This is a genomic window from Mycobacterium sp. NGS17 (genome assembly GCF_059813205.1).
In genome coordinates, this window is record NZ_JCALED010000002.1 from 309,994 (window position 1) to 332,278 (window position 22,285).

Annotated in this window: 21 protein-coding genes, 3 tRNA genes and 1 pseudogene; 10 read left to right on the forward strand and 15 right to left on the reverse strand. The window is 67.7% G+C overall.

Going from position 1 to position 22,285, the window contains the following annotated elements; all coding sequences use genetic code 11:
* The first annotated feature begins 50 nt into the window (after positions 1–50).
* Positions 51–749 (forward strand): YciI family protein, encoded by a 699-nt coding sequence (locus AC5Y7E_RS05595; RefSeq protein WP_499918172.1) that lies wholly within the window; start codon positions 51–53, stop codon positions 747–749.
* A 3-nt stretch (positions 750–752) separates the two neighbouring features.
* A complete protein-coding gene (locus tag AC5Y7E_RS05600; RefSeq protein ID WP_499918171.1) occupies positions 753–1,970 on the forward strand; it encodes an RNA polymerase sigma factor in 1,218 nt (405 codons plus the stop codon).
* Here AC5Y7E_RS05600 and rplA read toward each other — a convergent pair.
* The 12 genes from rplA to AC5Y7E_RS05660 all read right to left on the reverse strand — a co-directional run bounded on the left by rplA (position 1,967) and on the right by AC5Y7E_RS05660 (position 7,019).
* Positions 1,967–2,674, reverse strand: coding sequence for a 50S ribosomal protein L1 (gene rplA / locus AC5Y7E_RS05605; RefSeq protein ID WP_499918170.1), 708 nt, complete (start codon positions 2,672–2,674; stop codon positions 1,967–1,969). The genes AC5Y7E_RS05600 and rplA overlap by 4 nt on opposite strands.
* A 74-nt stretch (positions 2,675–2,748) precedes the next feature.
* Positions 2,749–3,177 (reverse strand): 50S ribosomal protein L11, encoded by a 429-nt coding sequence (gene rplK / locus AC5Y7E_RS05610; protein WP_499918169.1) that lies wholly within the window; start codon positions 3,175–3,177, stop codon positions 2,749–2,751.
* A 47-nt stretch (positions 3,178–3,224) separates the two neighbouring features.
* Positions 3,225–4,022 carry a transcription termination/antitermination protein NusG gene (nusG, locus tag AC5Y7E_RS05615; protein ID WP_499918168.1) on the reverse strand — a complete coding sequence of 266 codons (798 nt, stop codon included), beginning with the start codon at positions 4,020–4,022 and terminating at the stop codon, positions 3,225–3,227.
* Between the two features lie 42 nt (positions 4,023–4,064).
* Positions 4,065–4,514, reverse strand: coding sequence for a preprotein translocase subunit SecE (gene secE / locus AC5Y7E_RS05620; RefSeq protein WP_499918167.1), 450 nt, complete (start codon positions 4,512–4,514; stop codon positions 4,065–4,067).
* Positions 4,515–4,609: 95 nt separating this feature from the next.
* Positions 4,610–4,682 (reverse strand) — tRNA-Trp (locus tag AC5Y7E_RS05625).
* 155 nt (positions 4,683–4,837) lie between these two features.
* The gene (gene hadC, locus AC5Y7E_RS05630) at positions 4,838–5,338 is read right to left on the reverse strand and encodes a (3R)-hydroxyacyl-ACP dehydratase subunit HadC (protein ID WP_499918166.1); all 501 of its coding nucleotides are present in this window, start codon (positions 5,336–5,338) and stop codon (positions 4,838–4,840) included.
* Between the two features lie 3 nt (positions 5,339–5,341).
* Positions 5,342–5,770 carry a (3R)-hydroxyacyl-ACP dehydratase subunit HadB gene (gene hadB / locus AC5Y7E_RS05635; RefSeq protein WP_067122372.1) on the reverse strand — a complete coding sequence of 143 codons (429 nt, stop codon included), beginning with the start codon at positions 5,768–5,770 and terminating at the stop codon, positions 5,342–5,344.
* A complete protein-coding gene (gene hadA / locus AC5Y7E_RS05640; protein ID WP_499918165.1) occupies positions 5,757–6,236 on the reverse strand; it encodes a (3R)-hydroxyacyl-ACP dehydratase subunit HadA in 480 nt (159 codons plus the stop codon). Before hadA ends, hadB begins: the two co-directional genes overlap by 14 nt.
* Before the next feature lie 48 nt (positions 6,237–6,284).
* Positions 6,285–6,452, reverse strand: a complete 168-nt coding sequence (rpmG, locus tag AC5Y7E_RS05645) for a 50S ribosomal protein L33 (protein WP_003898538.1) — start codon at positions 6,450–6,452, stop codon at positions 6,285–6,287.
* A gap of 39 nt (positions 6,453–6,491) precedes the next feature.
* A tRNA-Met gene (locus tag AC5Y7E_RS05650) sits at positions 6,492–6,565 on the reverse strand.
* Positions 6,566–6,617: 52 nt separating this feature from the next.
* A tRNA-Thr gene (locus AC5Y7E_RS05655) sits at positions 6,618–6,690 on the reverse strand.
* Positions 6,691–6,812: 122 nt separating this feature from the next.
* The gene (locus AC5Y7E_RS05660; RefSeq protein ID WP_499918164.1) at positions 6,813–7,019 is read right to left on the reverse strand and encodes a type II toxin-antitoxin system VapB family antitoxin; all 207 of its coding nucleotides are present in this window, start codon (positions 7,017–7,019) and stop codon (positions 6,813–6,815) included.
* Between the two features lie 90 nt (positions 7,020–7,109).
* On the opposite strand from AC5Y7E_RS05660, the gene AC5Y7E_RS05665 reads away from it, so the two are divergent.
* From AC5Y7E_RS05665 to AC5Y7E_RS05685, 5 genes and pseudogenes are all read left to right on the forward strand, one after another.
* Complete coding sequence (locus AC5Y7E_RS05665) at positions 7,110–7,823, forward strand: MBL fold metallo-hydrolase (protein ID WP_499918163.1); 714 nt, start codon at positions 7,110–7,112, stop codon at positions 7,821–7,823.
* A 70-nt stretch (positions 7,824–7,893) separates the two neighbouring features.
* Positions 7,894–8,747 (forward strand): annotated as a pseudogene (locus AC5Y7E_RS05670) (DUF8453 domain-containing protein).
* Positions 8,744–9,439 carry a crotonase/enoyl-CoA hydratase family protein gene (locus tag AC5Y7E_RS05675; RefSeq protein WP_499918162.1) on the forward strand — a complete coding sequence of 232 codons (696 nt, stop codon included), beginning with the start codon at positions 8,744–8,746 and terminating at the stop codon, positions 9,437–9,439. The pseudogene AC5Y7E_RS05670 and the gene AC5Y7E_RS05675 overlap by 4 nt, the downstream one beginning before the upstream one ends.
* Before the next feature lie 56 nt (positions 9,440–9,495).
* Positions 9,496–11,937: a molybdopterin oxidoreductase family protein gene (locus AC5Y7E_RS05680; RefSeq protein ID WP_499947900.1), complete on the forward strand. Its 2,442-nt coding sequence runs from the start codon at positions 9,496–9,498 to the stop codon at positions 11,935–11,937.
* Entirely contained in the window at positions 11,934–12,413 is a 480-nt protein-coding gene (locus AC5Y7E_RS05685) for a hypothetical protein (RefSeq protein WP_499918161.1), read from the forward strand. Before AC5Y7E_RS05680 ends, AC5Y7E_RS05685 begins: the two co-directional genes overlap by 4 nt.
* Positions 12,414–12,522: 109 nt before the next feature.
* Here the strand turns inward: AC5Y7E_RS05685 and cynS are convergent, their stop codons facing one another.
* Positions 12,523–12,978: a cyanase gene (gene cynS / locus AC5Y7E_RS05690; RefSeq protein WP_499918160.1), complete on the reverse strand. Its 456-nt coding sequence runs from the start codon at positions 12,976–12,978 to the stop codon at positions 12,523–12,525.
* 62 nt (positions 12,979–13,040) lie between these two features.
* Here cynS and AC5Y7E_RS05695 point away from each other — a divergent pair, with 62 nt between their 5' ends.
* Positions 13,041–14,132, forward strand: coding sequence for a DUF8808 domain-containing protein (locus AC5Y7E_RS05695; protein WP_499918159.1), 1,092 nt, complete (start codon positions 13,041–13,043; stop codon positions 14,130–14,132).
* A 116-nt stretch (positions 14,133–14,248) separates the two neighbouring features.
* Here AC5Y7E_RS05695 and AC5Y7E_RS05700 read toward each other — a convergent pair whose 3' ends face one another.
* Together AC5Y7E_RS05700 and AC5Y7E_RS05705 are read right to left on the reverse strand one after the other, a co-directional pair.
* The gene (locus AC5Y7E_RS05700; protein WP_499918158.1) at positions 14,249–14,998 is read right to left on the reverse strand and encodes a class I SAM-dependent methyltransferase; all 750 of its coding nucleotides are present in this window, start codon (positions 14,996–14,998) and stop codon (positions 14,249–14,251) included.
* A 51-nt stretch (positions 14,999–15,049) separates the two neighbouring features.
* Positions 15,050–15,565 carry a nitroreductase family protein gene (locus AC5Y7E_RS05705; RefSeq protein ID WP_499918157.1) on the reverse strand — a complete coding sequence of 172 codons (516 nt, stop codon included), beginning with the start codon at positions 15,563–15,565 and terminating at the stop codon, positions 15,050–15,052.
* A 118-nt stretch (positions 15,566–15,683) separates the two neighbouring features.
* Between AC5Y7E_RS05705 and recC the strand changes: the two genes are divergently transcribed.
* Positions 15,684–18,980 carry an exodeoxyribonuclease V subunit gamma gene (gene recC, locus AC5Y7E_RS05710; protein ID WP_499947902.1) on the forward strand — a complete coding sequence of 1,099 codons (3,297 nt, stop codon included), beginning with the start codon at positions 15,684–15,686 and terminating at the stop codon, positions 18,978–18,980.
* Positions 18,980–22,282, forward strand: coding sequence for an exodeoxyribonuclease V subunit beta (gene recB / locus AC5Y7E_RS05715; RefSeq protein WP_499948315.1), 3,303 nt, complete (start codon positions 18,980–18,982; stop codon positions 22,280–22,282). The genes recC and recB overlap by 1 nt, the downstream gene beginning before the upstream one ends.
* Positions 22,283–22,285: the final 3 nt, after the last annotated feature.

Here is a 22,285-nt window from a genome sequence, read left to right on the forward strand (position 1 = left end):
ATAGGTAGAGAGTGGAGCACGGGCTCCGCTCACGACCGGAGGTGACGACCATGCAGTACTTCGCGCTGTTGATCAGCCAAGAACAAGACCGCACACCCGACGATGCGGCCGCCGCGATGGCGGAATGGGAGAACTTCCACGCCAAAGCCGGCTCCGCGATCAAATCCGGAGATGCGCTGGCTTCCGCCGCCGAAGCGGTGCTCATCACCGGCGGTCCGGATGCCCCGGTGGTCACCGACGGGCCCTTCGCCGAGACCGCCGAGGTGGCCTGCGGCTATTACGTGTTCGAAGCGGAAAACCTCGACGAGGCGCTGGCACTGGCGCGCGACATCCCGCTCGCCGCGTTCGGGGCCGTGGAGGTGTGGCCAGCCGTTCATTCGATCGAGCTGTCGCGCAAGCTCACCGGCAACGACTGGCTCGCGCTGCTGCTGGAGCCGCCCGCCACCGCCCACACGCCCGGCACACCGGAGTGGGAGGCGGTGGCGGCGAAACACGCCGACCTCCACGCGGCCGCGGGCGATCACATCGTCGGCGGCGCCGCGCTGCACGACCGGTCCACGGCGACGACCGTGCGGGTCCGCGACGGCGAGGTTCTGCTCACCGACGGGCCGTACGTGGAGGGCGCCGAAATCGCCACCGGGATCTACCTACTGGGCGCCGCCGACCGCGACGAGGCCGTCAAGATCGCATCGATGATCCCCGCCTCGGCGGTGCAGGTCCGGCAACTGGCTGGAGTCTCGGCGCTGTAGACCATGGCGAACCTGGACGGCGTCTTCCGCCGGGAATGGGGACCCGCGGTGGCCGCGCTCGCGCGGTGGTCGGGTGACCTCACCGTCGCCGAGGACGCCGTCCAGGAGGCCTGCGCCGAAGCGCTGCGCACCTGGCCGCATGAGGGGATGCCCGCCAACCCGGGCGGCTGGCTCATCACAGTCGGCCGTAACCGGGCCCGGGACCGGCTGCGCCGCGAGTCCGCGCGTCCCGGAAAGGAATTGGCGGCTGTGCTGGACGACATCAGGGCGCGTACCGATCACACCGATCCGCATCCGGTGCGCGACGACGAGTTGCGGATGATGTTCACCTGCGCCCACCCGGCGCTGGATCGGCAATCGCAATTGGCCCTGACGCTGCGGTTGGTGTCCGGGTTGACCGTCGGCGAGATCGCGCGCGCGCTGTTGCAGAGCGAGGCGGCCGTCGGTCAGCGAATCACGCGCGCCAAGAACAAGATTCGGCACGCCAACATCCCGCTGCGGGTGCCGCCGGCCGAGCTGCTGCCCGAGCGCACGCCGCACGTGTTCGGTTGCGTCTATTCGGTGTTCACCGAAGGCTACTGGTCGACCGCTGGCCCGTCGGCCATCCGGGACGACCTGTGCGACGAAGGGATCCGGCTGGGCGCGGAGCTGTGCGCGCTGCTGCCCGACGAGCCGGAGGCGCACGCGCTGTCCGCGCTGATGTTGCTGCACGATTCGCGGCGCGCGACCCGGGTGGACGATTCCGGGATGCTGGTGCCGCTCGAGGACCAGGACCGGCGCCGATGGGACCGGGGGCGCATCTCGCGCGGGCTCGACCGGTTGAAGCGCGCCCAGGGGTCGACGGGCAGTTATCTGCCCCAGGCGGTGATCGCAGCGTTGCATGCCACGGCGCCGTCCTGGGAGCAGACCGACTGGGTGACCATCTGCGCCGCCTACGACCGGCTGTTCGGACTGACCCACTCGCCGGTGGTGGCGGCCAACAGGGCGCTGGCGATCGGATTTCGCGACGGCCCCGATGCCGGCCTGGCCGCCCTGGACAAGGTGGCCCACGATCCGCGGCTGACCCGCTCCAATCTCGTCGCGACCGTGCGCGCCGACCTGCTGCGGCGCGCGGGCAGACCCGCCGATGCCCTCAGGTGGTACCGAGAGGCATTGGAGTCCAATGGATCTGACCCCGGCCGCGCGTTTCTGCGGCGGCGCATAGTCGAGTGCGGGGGTTAGCCCTCAGCGAAGTTGCGGGTGACGGCCGGGTCCACCGGGATACCCGGTCCGGTCGTCGTCGAGACCACGATCTTGCGCAAGTAGCGGCCCTTGGAGGCGGACGGCTTGAGCCGCAGGACCTCGTCCAGCGCGGCGCCGTAGTTCTCGGCCAGGGCCTTCTCGTCGAACGAGGCCTTGCCGATCACGAAGTGCAGGTTGGCCTGCTTGTCGATGCGGAAGTTGATCTTGCCGCCCTTGATGTCGGCGACGGCCTTGGCGACGTCGGGAGTCACCGTGCCCGTCTTGGGGTTCGGCATCAGCCCGCGGGGGCCGAGCACGCGAGCGATGCGACCGACCTTGGCCATCTGGTCCGGGGTTGCGATCGCGGCGTCGAATTCCAGCCAGCCGCCCTGGATCTTCTCGATCAGGTCGTCGCTGCCCACGATGTCGGCGCCGGCGGCCTGGGCCTGCTCGGCCTTGTCACCCACCGCGAACACCGCGACGCGGGCGGTCTTGCCGGTGCCGTGCGGAAGGTTGACCGTGCCGCGGACCATCTGGTCGGCCTTGCGCGGGTCGACGCCAAGCCGGATGGCGACCTCGACGGTCGAGTCCTGCTTGCTCGACGACGTCTCCTTGGCGAGCTTGGCCGCTTCCAGCGGGGTGTAGAGGTTGTCGCGGTCCACCTTTTCGGCGGCGGCGCGGTATGCCTTGCTGTTCTTGCTCATTCATTCATCCAATCGTGTGTTGGGTCGTGGTTGAACGGGCCGAAGCTGGCCCTCCCACGGTGGTGATGCGGGTATTACTCGACGGTGATACCCATCGACCGGGCGGTGCCGGCGATGATCTTGGCGGCTGCGTCGACGTCGTTGGCGTTCAGGTCGGCCTTCTTGGTCTCGGCGATCTCCTTGACCTGATCCCAGGTGACCTTGGCGACCTTGGTCTTGTGCGGCTCGGCCGATCCCTTGCCCACGCCGGCGGCCTTGAGCAGCAGCTTGGCGGCGGGCGGCGTCTTGAGCGCGAAGGTGAAGCTGCGATCCTCGTAGACCGTGATCTCCACCGGGATCACGTTGCCGCGCTGGTTCTCCGTGGCAGCGTTGTACGCCTTGCAGAACTCCATGATGTTGACGCCGTGCTGACCGAGCGCGGGCCCGACCGGCGGCGCCGGGTTGGCCTGCCCCGCCTGGATCTGAAGCTTGATCAGCCCGACGACTTTCTTCTTCGGGGCCATGAGGTTGTGCTGTTCCTTCCTGGGTTACGCCGGGCGTATGCGCCGGTTTAGAGCTTGGAGACTTGGCTGAACGTCAATTCGACCGGCGTTTCGCGGCCGAAGATCGACACCAGCACCTTGAGCTTCTGCTGTTCGCCGTTGACCTCGCTGATCGTGGCGGGCAACGTCGCGAACGGGCCGTCCATGACCGTCACCGATTCGCCGACCTCGTAGTCGACCTCGATGGCCGGCCGTTCCAGGCCGCCGACCTCGGCGGCGGCAGCCGTGGTGGCGGCGCCCTTGGCGGCCTTCTTCGTCGCGCCGCGCGGCAGCAGGAACTTGACCACATCGTCGAGTGTCAGCGCCGACGGACGCGAGGTCGCCCCGACGAAGCCGGTGACGCCGGGGGTGTTGCGGACCGCGGCCCACGAGTCGTCGGTCAGGTCCATGCGCACCAGGATGTAGCCGGGCAGCACCTTGCGGTTGACCTGCTTGCGCTGGCCGTTCTTGATCTCGGTGACCTCCTCGGTGGGCACCTCCACCTGGAAGATGTAGTCACCGACATCGAGGTTCTGCACCCGGGTTTCGAGGTTGGCTTTGACCTTGTTCTCGTACCCCGCGTAGGAGTGGATGACATACCAGTCGCCGGGCTTGCTGCGCAGTTCCGCCTTGAGCGTGGCGGCCGGGTCGGCCTCTTCGGCCGGCTCGTCGGGCGCCGCGGCGGCCTCGGCCGTCTCGTCGGCGGCGTCGTCCGCGGTCGCCTCGGTGACCTCAGCGGCCGCGGAGGTGTCCGTGGCCTGCGCCTGCGCGATTTCGTCCACGTCGACCGCTTCACCCGCGGACGGGTCACCGTCGAAGGTAGTCACGGTTTGAGTCCTCTCTGTCACTTTCAAAGCGGCGTCACTCGCTCAGCCGAACACCAACAGCACCAGCTTGGTCAGGCCGAAATCCGCCAGGCCGACCAGCGCCACCATGAAGGCCAGGAATGCCAGCACAACGGAGGTGTAAGTGAGCATCTGCTTGCGGTTGGGCCAGATGACCTTCCGCATCTCTGCAACGACCTGCTTGAGGTAGTTGAAGACGAACACGAACGGGTTGACGCGGTGGTCGCCGGCCTTCTTGGGCTTCGCGGCCTTCTTCGCCTTGGCGCCCTTCTTGGCCTTGTCCGGCGCGGAAGCTTCGACCTCGTCCGAAGCCTCGGCGTCTTCACCGCCCTCGATGACCCGCTGCCGGGACCGCTTGCCGGTGGGGCGCTGTGGCCGCGTCACCACCGCCGTCCGGCTGGCGCTCGCGCGGCCGTCCTCGTTCTCAGTGCCGTCGCTTGCGGCGTCGTTGGCAACGTCGCCTTCGTCGCTCACCGCATGCTCCTTTGTTTGCTAGTACTTCGCGAACCATCCCGCCGATGGTGGGAACTTTCTTCCAGTGTCCACCATGCCAGGACGTTCGCCATTAGCAGGGGCGACAGGACTTGAACCTGCAACCTGCGGTTTTGGAGACCGCTGCTCTGCCAGTTGAGCTACGCCCCTTCGCGGTTGGCAGGCCAACCTGCGCTTACCTACCGGGGCCTACATGACACGCGCGCCTTCCGATTGCTCGACTCACGGAAAGCGCGCTAATGCTGGGAAAACCCCGAGGACCGAGTGTACTTGATTGCCCCTAAGCGCGGGAAATCCAATAGTGATTACGCCGTCCTGACGACCTGCCCGGATTCCGGGTCCCAGCGCAGGTTGTCGGACTGTTCGGCGTACTGGCTCATCAGCGTGGTGTAGGCCTCCAGGACCAGCTCACCCTGATCGTTGGTGCAGATGTTCTTGGTGACGACGATGTCGGCGCCGAAGCGCTCGTCCACGGATTGGATTTCCATCCGGGCCCATAGCCGGTCGCCGGCCTTGATCGGCTTGGCGAACACGAAGCGCTGGTCGACCTGGACGATCACCAGGGTTTCCATGCCGATGTCGACGTGCCGGAAGAAGTCCAGCTGGACCAGCTTGGCGAAGATGGTCGCGAAGGTCAGCGGCGCGAGGATCGCGCTGTGGCCGAGTTCGGCGGCCGCGTCTTCCCTGTAGTACGCCGGGTGGTCGTTCTTGATGGACTGGGCGAAGGCACGCAGCTGCTCGCGCCCCACCACGAAGGAATCCGGGTACCGCCAGATCATTCCGCGGATGTCTGTCTTGAGCGCCATGAGCTATGCCAGAGTTGCGGACGCGATCGCCCTGCCGAAGATCTTCTTGCCGCCGGTGGTGGCCGTGAGCGCGATCGTCACGGACTTGGTCTCGGGATCGGCGGACTTCACCCGGCCGCTGAAGACGAGTTCGGCGCCCTTGCCGTCGTTGGGCACCGGGACCACCGCGGTGAACCGCACGTTGTACTCGGTGACCGCGCCGGGGTCGCCGATCCACGCGGTGACGTAGCCGCCGCCGATGCCCATGGTGAGCATGCCGTGCGCGATCGCGGTGTCCAGGCCGACGACCTTGGCGATCTCGTCGTCCCAGTGGATCGGATTCAGGTCGCCGGAAACGCCCGCGTAGTTGACCAGATCCTGTCGGGTCAGCGGGTAGGTCTTCTCAGGAAGCTGGTCACCCACCTTCACGGAGCTGAACTCACGCAGTGGCATCAGTAAATCCCTCTTCTCCATCCTCACCGGCACGGCCCGCGAGGGTCGTGTAGGTCTCTTGCACGACGTCGCCGGCGGCGTTGGTGACGACATTCTTGGTGACCACGATCTGGGTGCCGTGCGACTCCCGCAACGAGTCCACGTAGACGTCGCAGTACAGCCTGTCGCCGGCGACGATCGGCCTCTGCATCTTCAGCACCTGGTCGACCTGCACGATCTGCTGGTCGGCGATCGCGATGTTCGCATAGTGGAAGAACGCGGTCTGGGCCTTGTATCCGAAAACACAGATGAAGGTAGGGGGCGCCACCAGACCGCCGTAACCGAGTTCGGCCGCCGCCTTCTCCTCGAAGAACGAGGGGTCGTCGTTCTGCACGGCCACCGCGTATTCGCGGATCTTCTCCCGCTCGACCTCGTAATGATCGGGGTAGCGGTAGTGCATACCGACGATGCTCGGACTTAACGGCACGGTTCTTAAACTACCTAGTCAATCGGAATAAACGCCCGCGGGTGACCGCTAGCGCGTCTCCCTGTGCGCCTGGTGCTTACCGCAATTGGGGCAGAACTTCTTCAGCTCCAGTCGGTCCGGGTCGTTCCGGCGGTTTTTCTTGGTGATGTAGTTGCGGTGCTTGCACACCTCGCATGCCAAGGTGATCTTCGGCCGTACGTCGGTACTGGAAGCCATGACGTTCTCTCTCGATTCCTGAACTGTGCTGTTGTGTTGTAGCGATGGCCGGACTCGAACCGGCGACCTAACGATTATGAGTCGTTCGCTCTAACCGACTGAGCTACATCGCCTCTGGCCACCCCTTTCGGGGTCGGGGCCGCCACGCCTGCTCGGCGTCCGCCGAGCCCCCTAACGGAATCGAACCGTTGACCTTTTCCTTACCATGGAAACGCTCTACCGACTGAGCTAAGGGGGCCGTTCACCCGCAGCGATCTCCTCCGCGCGGGCCTAAAAGAGGGTACAGCCTGGCTCGCAGCGGAACCAAACCACGTTGTATTCCTAGGGATCACCCGGCGATCGACGAAGCCGCGGCAAACATCAGCCGCTTTTGCCGTTGCGCTGAGGTTCCCAGGCACCGAGGTCGCTGAACTCGTCGTATTCGTCGTCCTGTTCGACGGAATCGCCGTCGTTGAGCAGGGTCCGCAACGCGAGATTGATGGCCTCGCGCGCGTCGAGGAGATGGAAGCGGCGGATGGCCTCATCGATCAGATCGGCGTCGACCTCGATTTCCACCTTCTTCCTCATGCGCCAACAATACCCACCACGCCCCGGCCTAATCGGCTCCGAAACGGCGGTGTCGGTGGGCCCTTGGGCTGGGGGTCCTAGTCTGGTCACGTGCCAGAGGACCGGCTGTATTTCCGACAACTGCTCTCCGGTCGCGACTTCGCCGCCGGTGACATGTTCGCGACGCAGATGCGCAACTTCGCCTACCTGATCGGCGACCGGCAAACCGGTGACTGCGTGGTGGTCGACCCGGCCTACGCCGCCGGCGACCTGCTCGACGCGCTCGAGGCCGATGGCATGCACCTGTCCGGCGTGCTGGTGACCCATCATCACCCCGACCACGTGGGCGGTTCCATGATGGGGTTCGCCCTGCCGGGGCTTGCCGAACTGCTGGAGCGGGCATCGGTGCCGGTGCACGTCAATACCCATGAGGCGCTGTGGGTTTCGCGGGTCACCGGGATAGGTCTGGGTGACCTGACCTCCCACGAAAACCACGACAAGATCAGCGTCGGCGACATCGAGATCGAGTTGCTGCACACCCCCGGCCACACGCCGGGCAGCCAGTGCTTCCTGCTCGACGGCCGCCTCGTCGCCGGTGACACGCTGTTCCTGGAGGGCTGCGGGCGCACGGACTTCCCGGGCGGGGACTCCGACGAGATGTACCGCAGCCTGCAACGGCTCGCCACCCTGCCCGGTGACCCGACCGTGTTTCCGGGTCACTGGTATTCGGCGGAGCCCAGCGCGCCGCTCGCGGAGGTCAAGCGTTCCAACTACGTGTATCGGGCAGCCGACCTCGACCAATGGCGGATGTTGATGGGCGGCTGAGGCCGTATCGCTCCGTCACGACCATGCGGCGAGGGCACCGCCCCTGTGATATAAGCGGAGGGTGGATTCCATGGGTTGGATCCAGGACAGCTGGCATGATGTCACGCACGTCGGGTCCGACACCTGGATAGCGTGGGCGGCGTGGGCGGCAATCGTCCTGGCGATCGTCACGCTGGTCTTCATCAATAGGCAGATCAACCGGAATCGCCGCGTCGCTGCCGAGCAGACGCGTCCGCAGGTCGCGATGTTCATGGAGCCGCATTCCGCTGACTGGCACGTGATCGAACTCGTGGTCCGCAACTTCGGGCGGACCGCGGCCTATGACATCGGGTTCTCCTTCGCCAATCCCCCGACCGTGGCCGAATACGAGAACGCCACCGACGGCTACGCCGACGTCGTCGAACTGCGGCTCCCCCGCGAACTGCCCATGTTGGCGTCCGGCCAGGAGTGGCGCATGGTGTGGGATTCCGCGCTCGACCGCGCCGAGATCGGCAGCGGCATCGAATCGCGCTTCACCGGCACCCTGACCTACTACGACCGGCCCGACCGCGGGCACGGCCGGCGGTTTTGGGAGCGCGAGCGTTCCCCGCTGCACACCGACGTCGTGCTGGACTGGGATGCGCTGCCGCCCGTCCAGCGCATCGAATTGATGACCACCCATGATTTGGCGAAGCGGGAGAAGGAGAAGCTGGAGCTGCTGCGCGGCCTGCTCACCTATTTCCACTACGTCAGCAAGGAAACCCGGCCCGAGGTGTTCCGCAGCGAGATCGAACGGATCAACGCCGCGGTCCGGGAAACCCAAGACAGATGGCGCACACGCCAACTCGACGAACCGACCGATGTCAGCCTGCGCTGGAGTAACGCCGAAAACGATCTGGGCAAACACCACAGCCAGCCCGCCTGACGGCAAGGAGTAACCGATGAGCGCCCCGGTCCACTACAGCACCAAGGACTCCATCGCCGTCATCAAGATGGACGACGGCAAGGTCAACGCGCTGGGCCCGACCATGCAGCAGGCCCTCAACGACGCGATCGACCGGGCCGAGGCGGATGACGCCGGAGCGCTGGTGATCGCCGGCAACGAACGGGTGTTCAGCGGCGGCTTCGACCTGAAGATCCTGACCTCCGGTGAGGTGCAGCCCGCGATCGACATGCTCCGCGGCGGGTTCGAGCTGGCGTATCGCCTGTTGTCCCATCCGAAGCCGGTGGTGATGGCGTGCACCGGCCACGCGATCGCGATGGGGGCGTTCCTGTTGTCGGCGGGCGATCACCGGGTGGCCGCACACGCCTACAACATTCAGGCCAATGAGGTCGCGATCGGCATGGTCATTCCCTATGCCGCGCTGGAGATCATGAAGCTGCGGTTGACGCCGTCGGCCTACCAGCAGGCCGCTGGGCTGGCCAAGACGTTTTTCGGCGAAACCGCCCTTGCGGCAGGCTTTGTCGACGAGATCGTGTTGCCCGAGGTGGTGATCGATCGCGCGGAAGAGGCCGCAACCGAATTCGCCGGCCTGAATCAGCGGGCGCACGCCGCCACCAAATTGCGCACCCGCGCCGACGCGTTGACGGCCATCCGCGCCGGCATCGACGGGATCGAAGCCGAATTCGGGGTATAGCGGCGGGGCGTTCGCCCGGACCGGTTTGAGGGGCCGCCGCCGGGGAAGTCAGCGGAATGGCCATAGATCGCATCGCTGACCCCTGGGGAACACGGACTCCCTACGCACCCGGCACGCGGTGGCCGGAACGAGTCGACTCCTACCTGGCCGACGGAGTCAGCGCCGAGTCGGTCGACCGCTGGGTGCAATCGGCCGCGGTGTTGCACTCCAACGGCGACGGCCTGGACATCGCCGTCAAGGACGGGCGGATCGTGGGCGTGCGCGGGCGCGCCGTCGACCGGGTCAACCACGGGCGGCTCGACCCGAAGGATCTGTTCGGCTGGCAGGCCAACGCGTCGCCCGACCGCCTCACCACGCCGATGATCCGGGTCCGCGGCGAGCTGAAGCCGTGCGACTGGGACACCGCCATGCAACGGATCGTGGACCGCACCAAGGAGTTACTCGGCAGCTACGGCCCCAGCTCGATCGGGTTCTACACCTCCGGGCAGCTGTTCGCCGAGGCGTACTACACCCAGGGTGCGATCGCGCACGGGGCGATCGGCACCAACCACGTCGACGGCAACACCCGGCTGTGTACGGCGACGGCCGCCGAGGCGCTCAAGGAATCGTTCGGCTGCGACGGGCAACCGGGCTCCTACACCGATGTCGACCACGCCGACGTCATCGCCTTGTTCGGGCACAATGTCGCCGAGACGCAGACGGTGCTGTGGGCGCGGATGCTGGACCGGCTGGGCGGCGAGTCGCCACCCGCGATCATCTGCGTCGACCCCCGGCTCACGCCGGTGGCCCGCCACGCCACGGTTCACCTGGCGCCGCTGCCGGGCACCAACGTGGCGTTGATGAACGGTCTGCTGCACGAGATCATCGGCCACGGCTGGGTCGACCAGGACTACATCGACACGCACACAGTCGGTTTCGACGAACTGCGTCGCCGGGTCGAGGAGTTTCCGCCCGAGCGGGCCGCCGACATCTGCGGTGTGGCGGCCGACGACATCCGGCACGCGGCGCGGCTGCTGGGCACGGCCGAGCGGCTGATGTCCACCGTGCTGCAGGGCTTCTACCAGTCTCACCAGGCCACCGCGGCGGCCGTGCAGGTCAACAACATTCACGTGGTGCGCGGCATGCTGGGCAAGCCGGGCTGCGGGGTGCTGCAGATGAACGGGCAGCCGACCGCGGAGAACACCCGCGAGTGCGGGGCCGACGGGGACCTGGCCGGCTTTCGCAACTGGTCCAACGACTCTCACGTGGAGGAGTTGGCGAAATTGTGGAACCTGGAACCCCTGCAGATTCCGCACTACGGCCCACCGACGCACGCCATGCAGATGTTCCGCTTCGCCGAAGAGGGAACGCTGCGGATGCTGTGGGTCACCGCCACCAATCCCGCGGTGTCGCTGCCGGAGCTGGCGCGGATCCGCGACATCCTGTCGCAGGAACGGCTGTTCCTCATCGTGCAGGACATCTTCATGACCGAGACCGCCGCGCTGGCCGACGTCGTGTTACCCGCCGCGGCATGGGCGGAGAAGACCGGCACCTTCACCAACGCCGACCGCACCGTGCACCTGTCCGAAAAGGCCGTGGAGCCACCGGGTTCCGCGCGTTCGGACCTCGACATCTTCCTGGACTACGCGCGCCGGATGGACTTTCGCGACAAGGACGGCCAGCCGTTCCCGCCCTGGACGGACCCGGAATCGGCGTTCGAGGCGTGGAAGAAATGCACCGCGGGCCGGCCGTGCGACTACACGGGTCTGACCTACGACAAGCTGCGCGGCGGCAGCGGCATCCAATGGCCTTGCAACGCAGAGCATCCCGACGGCACCGAACGGCTCTACGCCGACGCGAAATTCTGGGCAGCCCCGGACTATTGCGAGGCATACGGCAAAGACCTGATCACCGGCGCCCCATTGCAGCCCGACGAGTACCGCTCGATGAACCCGTTCGGTAAGGCGATCATCAAGGCGGCCGAGTACGTGCCCCCACACGAGCAACCGAGTCCCGACTACCCGTTCGCGTTGATCACCGGCCGCACCGTCTACCATTTCCATACCCGCACCAAAACCGCTCGGGCACAGCAACTTCAACGGGCCGCCCCGGAGGTGTGGGTCGAGGTGTCCGACCGCGACGCGCGGCGCCTGGGCATCGGGGAAGGCGATCTGGTCGAGGTGAGCACGCCGCGCGGCTGCGTGGTGTGCGCCGCGCGCATCTGCGGCATCCGCGACGGGGTGCTGTTCGTGCCCTTCCATTACGGTTACTGGGACACCGACGGCAGGGCCCATCACCGGGCCGGCAATGAAATGACGCTGACCGATTGGGATCCGGTGTCCAAGCAGCCGATCTACAAGACCGCCGCCGCCCGGCTGCGCAAGGCTCGGGTGAGGCCGCCCGGCCGGAATGGGCAGGCGCCGACGACCGCGGCGTCAGCCGATGGATCGGTGCCCGCGACGGTGGGCGGCGCGATGGCCGGCGTCACCGAAGTCGTCCCCGGGGGAGGCCGGCCATGAAGCTGAAGTTGGCGATCCGCGAGCTGCACCGCTCCGAACGCAAGCTGGCGCACGAGCTCAACGTGGTGGCGGCGCGTCACCACAGTGACCAGGACATTCACCACCTCGCACGCGACATGTCCCGCTGGTCGCAGCATCACGTCAGCGAGCTGGCGCGGCACGGGCGTCACTACGGTCTGCGCCTGTCCTCGGACCCGCGCACCGGCGCGATCACCGGCTTTCTGCAGTCGCGGATGAGCGGCCTGCTGCGACACCGGCCGGAGCCCGGCCTGGCGCTGCTGGCCGACCTGCGGCGGATTCACCGGCTGTCGGCGGGGGTGTCGCTGGATTGGGAGCTGCTGGCGCAGGGCGCACAGGCCGCCAAGGATTCCGAACTGCTGAGCCTGTCGTCGCGCTGCCACCCCGAGACGTTGCGCCAGATGCGCTGGGCCAACGCGATGCTCAAAGAGCTGTCCCCGCAGGTCTTGATGAACTGAAACGGCGAACGCGGTGGCCGCCACTGGCCGCCACCGCGTTCCCTTCGCCTCCTCGACGCTAGTTTGACACGCTCGCGACACGCCGTCACTTCACTTTGGCGTGCTCGCCTCAGCCGTCCGCCTCGACCCATTGATAGGGAAGGAATTTGCCGTCGAACGTCACTACGACCCGGTCACCGGACGGGTGCGGCCTCTTCTGCACGTCGAGGCTGAAGTTGATCGCACTCATGATCCCGTCGCCGAACTGTTCGGCGATCACCTCCTTCAGCGCGCCGCCGTACACCTGCAGGGCTTCGTAGAAGCGGTAGATCGTCGGGTCCGTCGGGACCGCGGTGGGCAGCCCGCCGCGCATCGGCGCGGCGGCGAGCACCGGCACCGCGGACTCGTCCAGCTTCAACTTCTCCGCCAGAACCTTGGCCTGCTCCACCGGAATCGGGTGTTGGCCGAGCAGCGCCGCCGTGGTCCACATGAGTGGCCTGCCGATCGCGTCGGCCAGCTCTTGCCACGTCAGACCCTCGCGGAGCCGGGCTATGACGACCTGTTCGGTGATTTCGGTTCTGTTCATGGCCTAAGCATGCCCCGCGGTTTGGCCCGGCGCAGGTGCACGCTTCGGCATACTCAGACGTTATGCCTGAAGTGGTTGATCCGCTGCTGCTGGGCCAGCGCGTAGTGGCAATCCTGGAGACCGGCCTTCGAACTGCGACTTACAAGCTGGCAACCTTGATGGCGTTGCTCGATCAATGCATTGAGCACCTGCCGGCAGATCCGGCCGACACACTCAGTGTGCCGATTCCTGATTTGGCCCACCGAGTCCTTGAAATCTATTGGCGTCAGATCCGGCCCTTCGACGGCCGAGAACTCCGCCAGTCGACGCAATCACGCGCGCGGATCCTTCTCGCGGCCAACGTACTTCGCAATGTTTCAGGAGGCGCTGCGTCCGTCGATCGCGCAATCGTGCAACAACCTCGGGCGTACCAAGCGGCAATCGATGAAATTACGATCTGTTTGGCTCAGCAGCCATTGCATCGGCTTCAACGGCTGCCGGGCACAAGCCAACGCGACGCCTTTCTTTACGACGACTCATTCCTTCATGACCAGATCTCGCGCAGGAGTTTGAGGGAGCACGGTGATGCCATCCATCTCAGACCGGGTATCGCATATGGGCTCGCTCGTTTGGCAGGACTGCTGAAGCCTGCGCTGGAAATCATGTGGGTAGAGGACGTGAGGCGGATGAACAAGTTCCTTGAGGCGGAGGTACCGGACGTGGCGGGACATCTCTTCGGGCGAGAACGAATTGCCCTGGCCGCTGTCCGAGAACCATTCAAGGACGCTTTCGGCGCGCATTGCTTTTACTGTGGTGCGCATTTAGCGGCAGACAATCCGATCGATCACGTCTTGCCCTGGTCCCTGGTCGGCATCGACGGGCTGACCAACCTCGTTTTGGCGTGCAGCAGGTGCAATGGGGACAAAGGCAATCTTCTACCCGCTGTCGAGATCGTGGACCAGGTCCTTGGGCGTGACCGGCAACAGATCCTCGACGACATCGCGGCCGAGTTGCAGTGGCCGACCCAGCGTGATCGGGTCGTCGCGGCGGCCCGTGGGGTATATCGGGGTCAGCCACCAGGGGTACCTACGTGGTCTGGATATCGTCAGACCGCCGTTCTCGATATCAGCTATCCGCCATGGTGGGTCCGGGTCGCCGGGCGAATGGAAGGCTAGTTGCGCCGAGCCGTGTCCGGACCACTGATGCTTCGCACTTTTAGCTAGCAGATGCGCTATCGGAAACGGCCGCGCCATCTATCCTCCGCCGGATACAGCTGCATGCCCGCCGGGCATCACTCCGGCTTGGTCGCGGTGACCACGCGGGTGGAGAACCAGGGTCCGCCGTACCACATCCGCCAGCCGAGGTTGCGCCGCCGCACGTCGCGCCAACCGAGTTCGCGCAGCCGGGCGGCGTGTTGACGCGTCTCCCACAGGTCGGCGATGGCGAGCCGGCCCCCCGGCCGCAGCACCCGCACGGCTTCGTCGAGCGCGCGACGCCGCCCGGCGTGCCCTGGGATGTTGTGGATGGCCAGGTTGCTCACGATCACGTCGACGCTCTCGTCGGGCAGCGGCAGCGCGGTCATGTCCGCGGTGTGCAACTCGATGCGGTCGGCGACATCTTCGGCCACCGCGTTGGCCAGCGTGGCCTGCTCGGAGTTGTCGGTCTGGTCGGCCTGCCAGAGGTCGACGCCGATCGCGCGGCCCCGCGGCAACCGCTTGGCCGCCGCCAGCAGCACGGCGCCGCGCCCGCAGCCGAGGTCGAGCACCGTTTCGTCGCCCGTGAGCCGCAAGTCACGCAGAATCCGTTCCCACACAACGAATTTCCCGGTGCGGGTGGCGTACATGTAGAGGACCACCGCACCCGTGACCCCGGCGGAGGACACCGCGGCCAGCGCCGCCCGAAGCCGCCTGCCGCGCGCCCAGCTGATACCCGCGAACACGGCCAGGGCGGCGGCTTGAGCGCCGATGCCTACCGCCTGCGCGCGCGCCGAGATGGTGTGAAAGGAACCGTCGACTCCGTAATCGCCCTGGTGTTCATGCACGCCGATCAGCTTAGGACTCGGTAAGGCGCCGAAGGTTTTTCGTGTTGGCGATCACCATCGGCCGTGGTGGACGACCTCGGCGAACGGCCGCCTATTCGGTTTGCGGATCGCGGTGAGCGGGCGATCGGCGGGATAGCCCACTCCGAGCAGGAAGGCCACCAGGTGATCGTCGGGCACGCCCAGGATCGCGCGCGCCTTGTCCTGCTCCCCCACCGACGAATGACCGGTCCCGATCCCCAGGTCGGTGGCGGCGATCATCATCGCCATGGTGGCCTGGCCGACGTCGTAGTTGTCGGTGACCACTCGGCGCTCGTCGGGCGGCACCGGGACCACGATCGCTATCGCGGCGGCGGCCCCGGCGATGTGGCCGGCGCCCCGCCAGACCGTGGACAGCTCCGTCAGCTGGTTGCGGTCGGTGACGATGACGAAATCCCACGGCTGGCGGTTCTTCGCCGACGGCGCGCGCCAGCCGGCCTCGGCGATGCGGTCCAGATCCTCGGCCGGTATCGGTTTCGGCTGGTACTCCCTGACATTGCGACGTGCGCAGATCGCGTCCCAAGCTTCCATCTGGGTCCCTCCACTAGCTGTTTCACGGATCAACCGGCCTGGCATGGCACCGATTCCCACGGATGCCGCGCCCTAAGCGCCCACTCTCGTCGGTGTCGGGGTTTATCGTGACAGCGCAATGCCGCTTCATCTTCACCGCGCCGAGCGCACGGATCTGCTGGCCGACGGTCTCGGCGCCCTGCTGGCCAACCCGCTGCCCGACCCGTTCGCCACCGAACTCGTCGTCGTGCCGGCGCGCGGGGTGGAACGCTGGCTGAGTCAGCGGTTGTCGCACGTGCTGGGTGCGCGTGGCGGTGACGGGGTGTGCGCCGGGGTGGCGTTCCGCAGTCCGGGCTCGTTGATCGCCGAACTCACCGGCACGGCCGACAATGATCCCTGGTCGCCGGACGCCATGGCCTGGCCGCTGCTCGAGGCGATCGACTGCTCGCTGGACGAACCGTGGTGCCGCACGCTGGCCATGCATGTCGGCCACTTCCACACCGGCGCGGAGGCCGAGCTGCGCCGGGGCCGCCGCTACGAGGTGGCACGCAGGCTGGCCGGCCTGTTCGACTCCTACGCGCGCCAGCGCCCGCAACTGCTCGTCGACTGGGGCAACGGCGACCCCGGCGAGCTCGACGAGGACCTGCGCTGGCAGCCCGAGCTGTGGCAAGCGCTGGTGGCGCGGGTCGCCGCCGACCCCCCACACATCCGGCACGCCAAGGCCATCGCGCGGCTGCGCGAGGCGCCCGGCGAGCTACCCCCTCGGCTGTCGCTGTTCGGGCACACCCGCCTGACCCGCACCGACGTCGAGCTGCTGGACGCGGTGGCCGCCCACCACGACCTGCATCTGTGGCTACCGCACCCGAGCGAGGAGCTGTGGCGCGCACTGGCCGGCAGCCAGGGCGCGATCCGCCGGCGCGAGGACGTCAGCCACCGCGCGGTGTCCCACCCGCTGCTCGCGACCCTGGGACGAGACCTGCGGGAGCTGCAACGCAGCCTGCCGGCGGATCCGGTGACCGACGACTATCTGTCCGGCGACGTGCGCCCGGACACGCTGCTCGGCTGGTTGCAGTCCGACATCGCCGCCAATGCCGTTCGCCCACTTGGCCGCACGATGCGAGCCGACGACCGATCGGTGCAGATTCACAACTGCCACGGCCCGGCCCGCCAGGTCGATGTGCTGCGCGAGGTGCTGCTCGGCCTGTTGCAGGACGACCCGACGCTTCAGCCGCGCGACATCCTGGTGATGTGCCCGGACATCGAGACCTACGCGCCGCTGATCATGGCCGACTTCGGCCTGGGCGACGTGGTGCACGGCGCCCATCCCGCCCACCAGCTGCGAGTCCGGCTGGCCGACCGCTCCCCGATCCAGACCAATCCCCTGCTCGGCGTGGCCGCGCAACTGCTGGCCCTGGCGGCCGGACGGGTGACGGCCAGCGAGGTGCTCGACCTGGCCCAGTCCCCGCCGGTGCGGGCCCGGTTCGGCTTCACCGATGACGACCTAGAGGCCATCACCCGCTGGGTCCGGCAGGCGAACATCCGCTGGGGGCTGGACCAGGAGCATCGGCGGCCCTACCACGTCGACTTCGTGCACAACACATGGCGTTTCGGCATCGACCGGATACTGGCCGGCGTCGCGATGTCCGACGATTCGAACGCATGGATCGACGCGACGCTGCCGCTGGACGACGTCAGCAGCAACCGCGTCCAATTGGCCGGCCATTTCGCCGAATTCGTCGCACGGCTGCAGCACGTCCTCGACTCGCTTTCCGGAACCCGCCCGCTGACCGAGTGGCTGGACTGCCTCACCGAGGGCATCGCGCTGCTGACGCACGTCCGCGATGCGGACGCATGGCAGACCGGTCAGATGCAACGCGAGTTCGCCCAGACGGTTGCCCAGGCCGGACCCCGGGCCGGAACCGCGCTGCGGCTTCCCGACATTCGCGCGCTGCTCAGCCACCGCCTGGCCGGTCGACCGACGCGGGCCAACTTCCGCACCGGCACCCTGACGGTGTGCACCATGGTGCCGATGCGCTCGGTGCCGCACCGGGTGGTGTGCCTGGTCGGGCTGGACGACGGGCTGTTCCCACGGCTCGGCGTCGTCGACGGCGACGACGCGCTGGCCCGGTGCCCGATGACCGGCGAGCGCGACATCCGTTCGGAGGACCGGCAATTGCTGCTCGACGCGATCGGCGCGGCCACCGAGAAACTGGTGATCACCTACACCGGCGCCAACGAATATTCGGGCCAGCCGCGTCCACCGGCGGTGCCGCTGGCCGAACTCCTGGACAGCCTCGACGTCACCACCCCGACCAAGGTGCGTGCCCACATCGTCGTCGAGCATCCGTTGCAGCCGTATGACATTCGCAATGTCATTCCCGGCGCCCTGGCCGGCGACGAGCCGTTCAGTTTCGACCCCACGGTGCTGCGTGCGGCGCGCGCGGCCACCGGCGAGCACCGCGAACGCCCGAGATTCATCTCCGCGCCCTTGCCGGCACCGCCGGCCGCCGACGTCATCCTCGCCGACCTGGTCGCCTTCTTCAAAGACCCGGTGAAGGGCTTCTTCCGCGCGCTGGAATTCACGCTGCCCTATGACGTCGACGGCGTGCAGGACGCGATGCCGGTCGACATCGACGGCCTCGAAGAATGGACGGTCGGCGACCGGATGCTGGGCGACATGCTGCGTGCAATGACTCCGGACGACGCGCGGCAGGCCGAGTGGCGGCGCGGCACGCTGCCGCCGGGCCAGCTGGGCTGGCGCAAGGTCACCGAGATCCGCGACCAGGCAGCGCTGTTGGCGCGCGAGGCGCTAGGTCATAGGCAAGGGCACGATCACGGCGCCGCATACGATGTCGACATCGACGTGGGCGGCGGGCGGCGGCTGACCGGCACGGTGTCGCCGGTGTACGGCGATCGCACGGTATCGGTGACGTATTCGCGCCTCGACGGCAAGCATCTGCTCGAGTCATGGATTTCCTTGCTGGCCTTGGCCGCCCATGATCCCGACCGGGACTGGTCGGCGGTGTGTGTCGGCCGCATGCGCAGGGGCGTCGGCACCCGGGTCGAGGGGCTGGGCCCGCCGCGCGACCGTGCGCAGGCCGTCGAGGTGCTGCGCGAGCTGGTGACTATCTACGACGCTGGCCGGCGTGAGCCAATCCCGTTGCCCATCAAGACATCCTATGCCTGGGCGGCCGCCCGGTATGGCGGCGACGACCCGGTGACCGAGGCGCGGTACCGATGGAGGTCCACCGACCGCGTTCCGGGCGAGGATCAGGCCCCCGCTCACGCGCGGGCGTGGGGCAAGGGTGCGGCGCTGGACGAGCTGATGCAGCCCGTGCGCCCGGGCGAGGAGTGCGACGGCGAGGACAACCGGCTCGGTGCCTACGCAGCGCGGGTCTGGCTGCCGATGCTGCGCGCCGAGAGGAAGCCCACGTGATGCAGCGCTTCGACCTGCTGGGTGCGCTTCCGGCCGAACGCTCCACCACCGTGCTGGAGGCAAGCGCGGGAACCGGGAAGACTTTCGCGTTGGCCGGTCTCGTCACGCGGTACATCGCCGACGGGGCTGCGACACTGGACCAGATGCTGCTCATCACGTTCGGCCGCGCCGCCAGCCAGGAGCTACGCGAACGCGTCCGCTGCCAAATGGTGGATGCCGTAAAGGCTTTCGCCGATCCGTCGACCGTCGGCGACAACCAGGTGGTTGCCCACCTGCTGGACGGCACCGACGAGCAGCGCGCGGCGCGCCGACAGCGCCTTCGCGACGCGCTGGCCAGCTTCGATGCGGCGACGATCGCCACGACCCACCAGTTCTGCCAACTGGTGCTGCGCTCGCTCGGCGTGGCCGGCGACACGGCGGCCAGCGTGACACTGCTCGACAGCCTCGACGACCTGGTGACCGAGATCGTCGACGACCTGTACCTGGCGCACTTCGGCCAGGAGCGCGACGACCCGGCGCTGCACTACCGCGAGGCGCTGCGACTGGCACGCGCGGTCGTGAACAATCCGTCGACCGAGCTGCGGCCGCGCGACCCGGATCCCGATTCGCGGGCCGCCGCCAGTGTGAAGTTCGCCAAAGATGTTCTGGCCGAGCTTGATACGCGCAAGCGCCGGCTTGGCGTCCTCGGCTATGACGACCTGCTGATCCGGCTCGCCGACGCGCTGGCCACCGACGACTCCCCCGCCCGGCTGCGCATGCACCAACGCTGGCCCATCGTCATGGTGGACGAGTTCCAGGACACCGACCCGGTGCAGTGGCAGGTGATCGACCGGGCCTTCACCGGGCGTTCCACCCTGATCCTCATCGGCGATCCGAAGCAGGCGATCTACGCGTTTCGCGGCGGTGACATCGTGACCTATCTGCGGGCGGCCCAGTCGGCGGGCGAGCGCAGGACGCTGGACACGAACTGGCGCAGCGACTCCGCGTTGCTGCAGCGGCTGCAGGTGGTGCTGCGCGGCGCCCAACTGGGCGACCCCGCGATCGTGGTGAACGACGTGGACGCGCAGCACCGCGGTCATCGGCTCGCCGGCGCACCGCACAACGATCCGTTCCGGCTGCGCGTGGTCGCGCGAAAGACGCTGGGGCGTCGCGGTGTTCAGAACCTGCCGATCGACGAGGTGCGCGAGCACATCGGCGCCGATCTCGCGTCGGACATCCGGGCGTTGCTGGCCGGCGGGGCGACGTTCGACGGCAGACCACTGCAGGCCCGCGACATCGCCGTGATCGTGGAGAAGCACCGCGACGCGCACGCGTGCTTCAAGGCGCTCTGTGCGGCGGGTGTGCCGGCGGTGTACACGGGCAACTCCGACGTGTTCACCTCCGAGGCCGCCGAGGATTGGCTGTGCCTTCTGGAGGCCTTCGACCAACCGCACCGGCCCGGGATGGTGCGCGCGGCCGCCGCGACGATGTTCTTCGGCGAGACCGCCGAATCGCTGGCCGCCGGCGGCGACGCTCTCACGGACCGGGTCGCGAAAACCCTGCGGGAGTGGGCCGGTCACGCCCGCGAGCGCGGTGTGGCGGCCATCTTCGAGGCCGCTCAATTGCTGGGCATGGGCAATCGCGTGCTCGCCTGGCGGGGCGGTGAGCGGCACATGACCGACCTGGCGCACCTCACCCAGCTGCTGCAGGACGTCGCGCACCGCAACCACTACAGCCTGCCCGCGCTGCGCGAATGGCTGCGCCGGCAGCGTGACGAGCGCGGCGGTGCGCCGGAACGCAATCGCCGGCTCGACAGCGACGCCGCTGCCGTGCAGGTCATGACCGTCTTCGTCAGCAAGGGCCTGCAGTACCCCATCGTGTATCTGCCGTTCGCGTTCAACCGCAACACCCAGGACAGCGACGTGGTGCTGTTCCACGACGAGGACGGCACGCGCTGCCTGCACGTCGGCGGAAAGGACAGCCCCGACTTCAAAGCCGTTGAGCGGCTGGGGCGTAAGGAGGACGCCAGCGACGACAGCCGGTTGACCTACGTCGCGCTGACCAGGGCCCAGTCCCAGGTGGTGGCGTGGTGGTCGCCGGCGTACTACGAACCTCACGGTGGGCTGTCGCGGCTGCTGCGCGGTCGCCGGCCCGGGCAACCGGTGGTGCCGGACCGATGCGAGCCCGCCCGGATCTCCGACGACGACGCGTTAGCCCGGCTGCGGGAGTGGGAGGCGGCGGGCGGGCCGGTGATCGAGGAATCGGTGGTGGCGCCTGCCCCGTCGCTGCCCGCCGAGCCGATGGTTGAACGCCTGGCGAACCGGCATTTCCACCGCGCCATCGACACCGGCTGGCGGCGCACCTCGTATTCCGGTTTGATCCGGGCGGCGCAGGCCAGCGGGGTGAGCAGCGAACCCGAAATCGGCGAACTCGACGACGAAGTCGCCGACATCCCCTTGGTGTCGGCGGCGGCCGGGCCCGACGTGGCCTCGCCGATGGCCGACCTGCCGGCGGGCGCCACGTTCGGCACCCTGGTGCACGCCGTGCTGGAGACGGCCGACCCATTGGCCGCGGACCTGGCCGCCGAACTCGAGGCGCAGATCCGGGCGCACTCGGCGTGGTGGCCGGTCGCCGCGGCCCCCGACGAGCTGGCGGCGGCGATGGTGCCGATGCACGATACGCCGCTGGGCCCGTTGACGGGTGGCAGGACGCTGCGCCAGATCGGTTTGCCGGACCGGTTGCGCGAACTCGACTTTGAGCTCCCCCTGGCGGGCGGTGACCGCCGCTCGACGGCACCGGAGGTCCGGCTCGCGGATCTGGCGTCGCTGCTGCGCGCCCACCTGCCGGGCGACGATGTGCTGGCGTCGTATGCCGACCGGCTGGCCGAACCCGGCCTCGGCGATCAGTCGCTGCGGGGATACCTCACCGGGTCGATCGACGCCGTGCTCCGCGTCCCCGACGGATCGGGCCACCGCTTCGTGGTGGTGGATTACAAGACCAACCGGCTCGGAGACCCCGAACGACCGCTCACCGCTGCCGACTACGACCGGTCACGGATGGCCGAGGCGATGTTGCACTCGGACTATCCGCTGCAGGCCCTGCTGTATTGCGCTGTGCTGCATAGGTTTTTGCGGTGGCGGTTGAACGATTACGATCCGGGCCGGCATCTCGGCGGCGTCCTCTACCTCTTCGTGCGAGGCATGTGCGGCGCAGACACGCCCGTGCTCGAGGGCCACCCGGCGGGCGTCTTCGACTGGCGTCCGCCCTGGCCGTTGATCGCGGCCCTGTCGGACCTGCTCGATGCCCAGGGGGTGGCCGCGTGACGG

Coding starts and splice junctions, on each gene's coding strand:
- AC5Y7E_RS05595 (WP_499918172.1), top strand. CDS start 51: ATGCAGTACTTCGCGCTGTTGATCAGCCAAGAACAAGACCGCACACCC.
- AC5Y7E_RS05600 (WP_499918171.1), top strand. CDS start 753: ATGGCGAACCTGGACGGCGTCTTCCGCCGGGAATGGGGACCCGCGGTG.
- rplA (WP_499918170.1), bottom strand. CDS start 2,674: ATGAGCAAGAACAGCAAGGCATACCGCGCCGCCGCCGAAAAGGTGGAC.
- rplK (WP_499918169.1), bottom strand. CDS start 3,177: ATGGCCCCGAAGAAGAAAGTCGTCGGGCTGATCAAGCTTCAGATCCAG.
- hadC (WP_499918166.1), bottom strand. CDS start 5,338: ATGGCGCTCAAGACAGACATCCGCGGAATGATCTGGCGGTACCCGGAT.
- hadB (WP_067122372.1), bottom strand. CDS start 5,770: ATGCCACTGCGTGAGTTCAGCTCCGTGAAGGTGGGTGACCAGCTTCCT.
- rpmG (WP_003898538.1), bottom strand. CDS start 6,452: ATGGCTTCCAGTACCGACGTACGGCCGAAGATCACCTTGGCATGCGAG.
- AC5Y7E_RS05660 (WP_499918164.1), bottom strand. CDS start 7,019: ATGAGGAAGAAGGTGGAAATCGAGGTCGACGCCGATCTGATCGATGAG.
- AC5Y7E_RS05675 (WP_499918162.1), top strand. CDS start 8,744: ATGAGCGCCCCGGTCCACTACAGCACCAAGGACTCCATCGCCGTCATC.
- AC5Y7E_RS05680 (WP_499947900.1), top strand. CDS start 9,496: ATGGCCATAGATCGCATCGCTGACCCCTGGGGAACACGGACTCCCTAC.
- AC5Y7E_RS05685 (WP_499918161.1), top strand. CDS start 11,934: ATGAAGCTGAAGTTGGCGATCCGCGAGCTGCACCGCTCCGAACGCAAG.
- cynS (WP_499918160.1), bottom strand. CDS start 12,978: ATGAACAGAACCGAAATCACCGAACAGGTCGTCATAGCCCGGCTCCGC.
- AC5Y7E_RS05695 (WP_499918159.1), top strand. CDS start 13,041: ATGCCTGAAGTGGTTGATCCGCTGCTGCTGGGCCAGCGCGTAGTGGCA.
- AC5Y7E_RS05705 (WP_499918157.1), bottom strand. CDS start 15,565: ATGGAAGCTTGGGACGCGATCTGCGCACGTCGCAATGTCAGGGAGTAC.
- recC (WP_499947902.1), top strand. CDS start 15,684: ATGCCGCTTCATCTTCACCGCGCCGAGCGCACGGATCTGCTGGCCGAC.
- recB (WP_499948315.1), top strand. CDS start 18,980: ATGCAGCGCTTCGACCTGCTGGGTGCGCTTCCGGCCGAACGCTCCACC.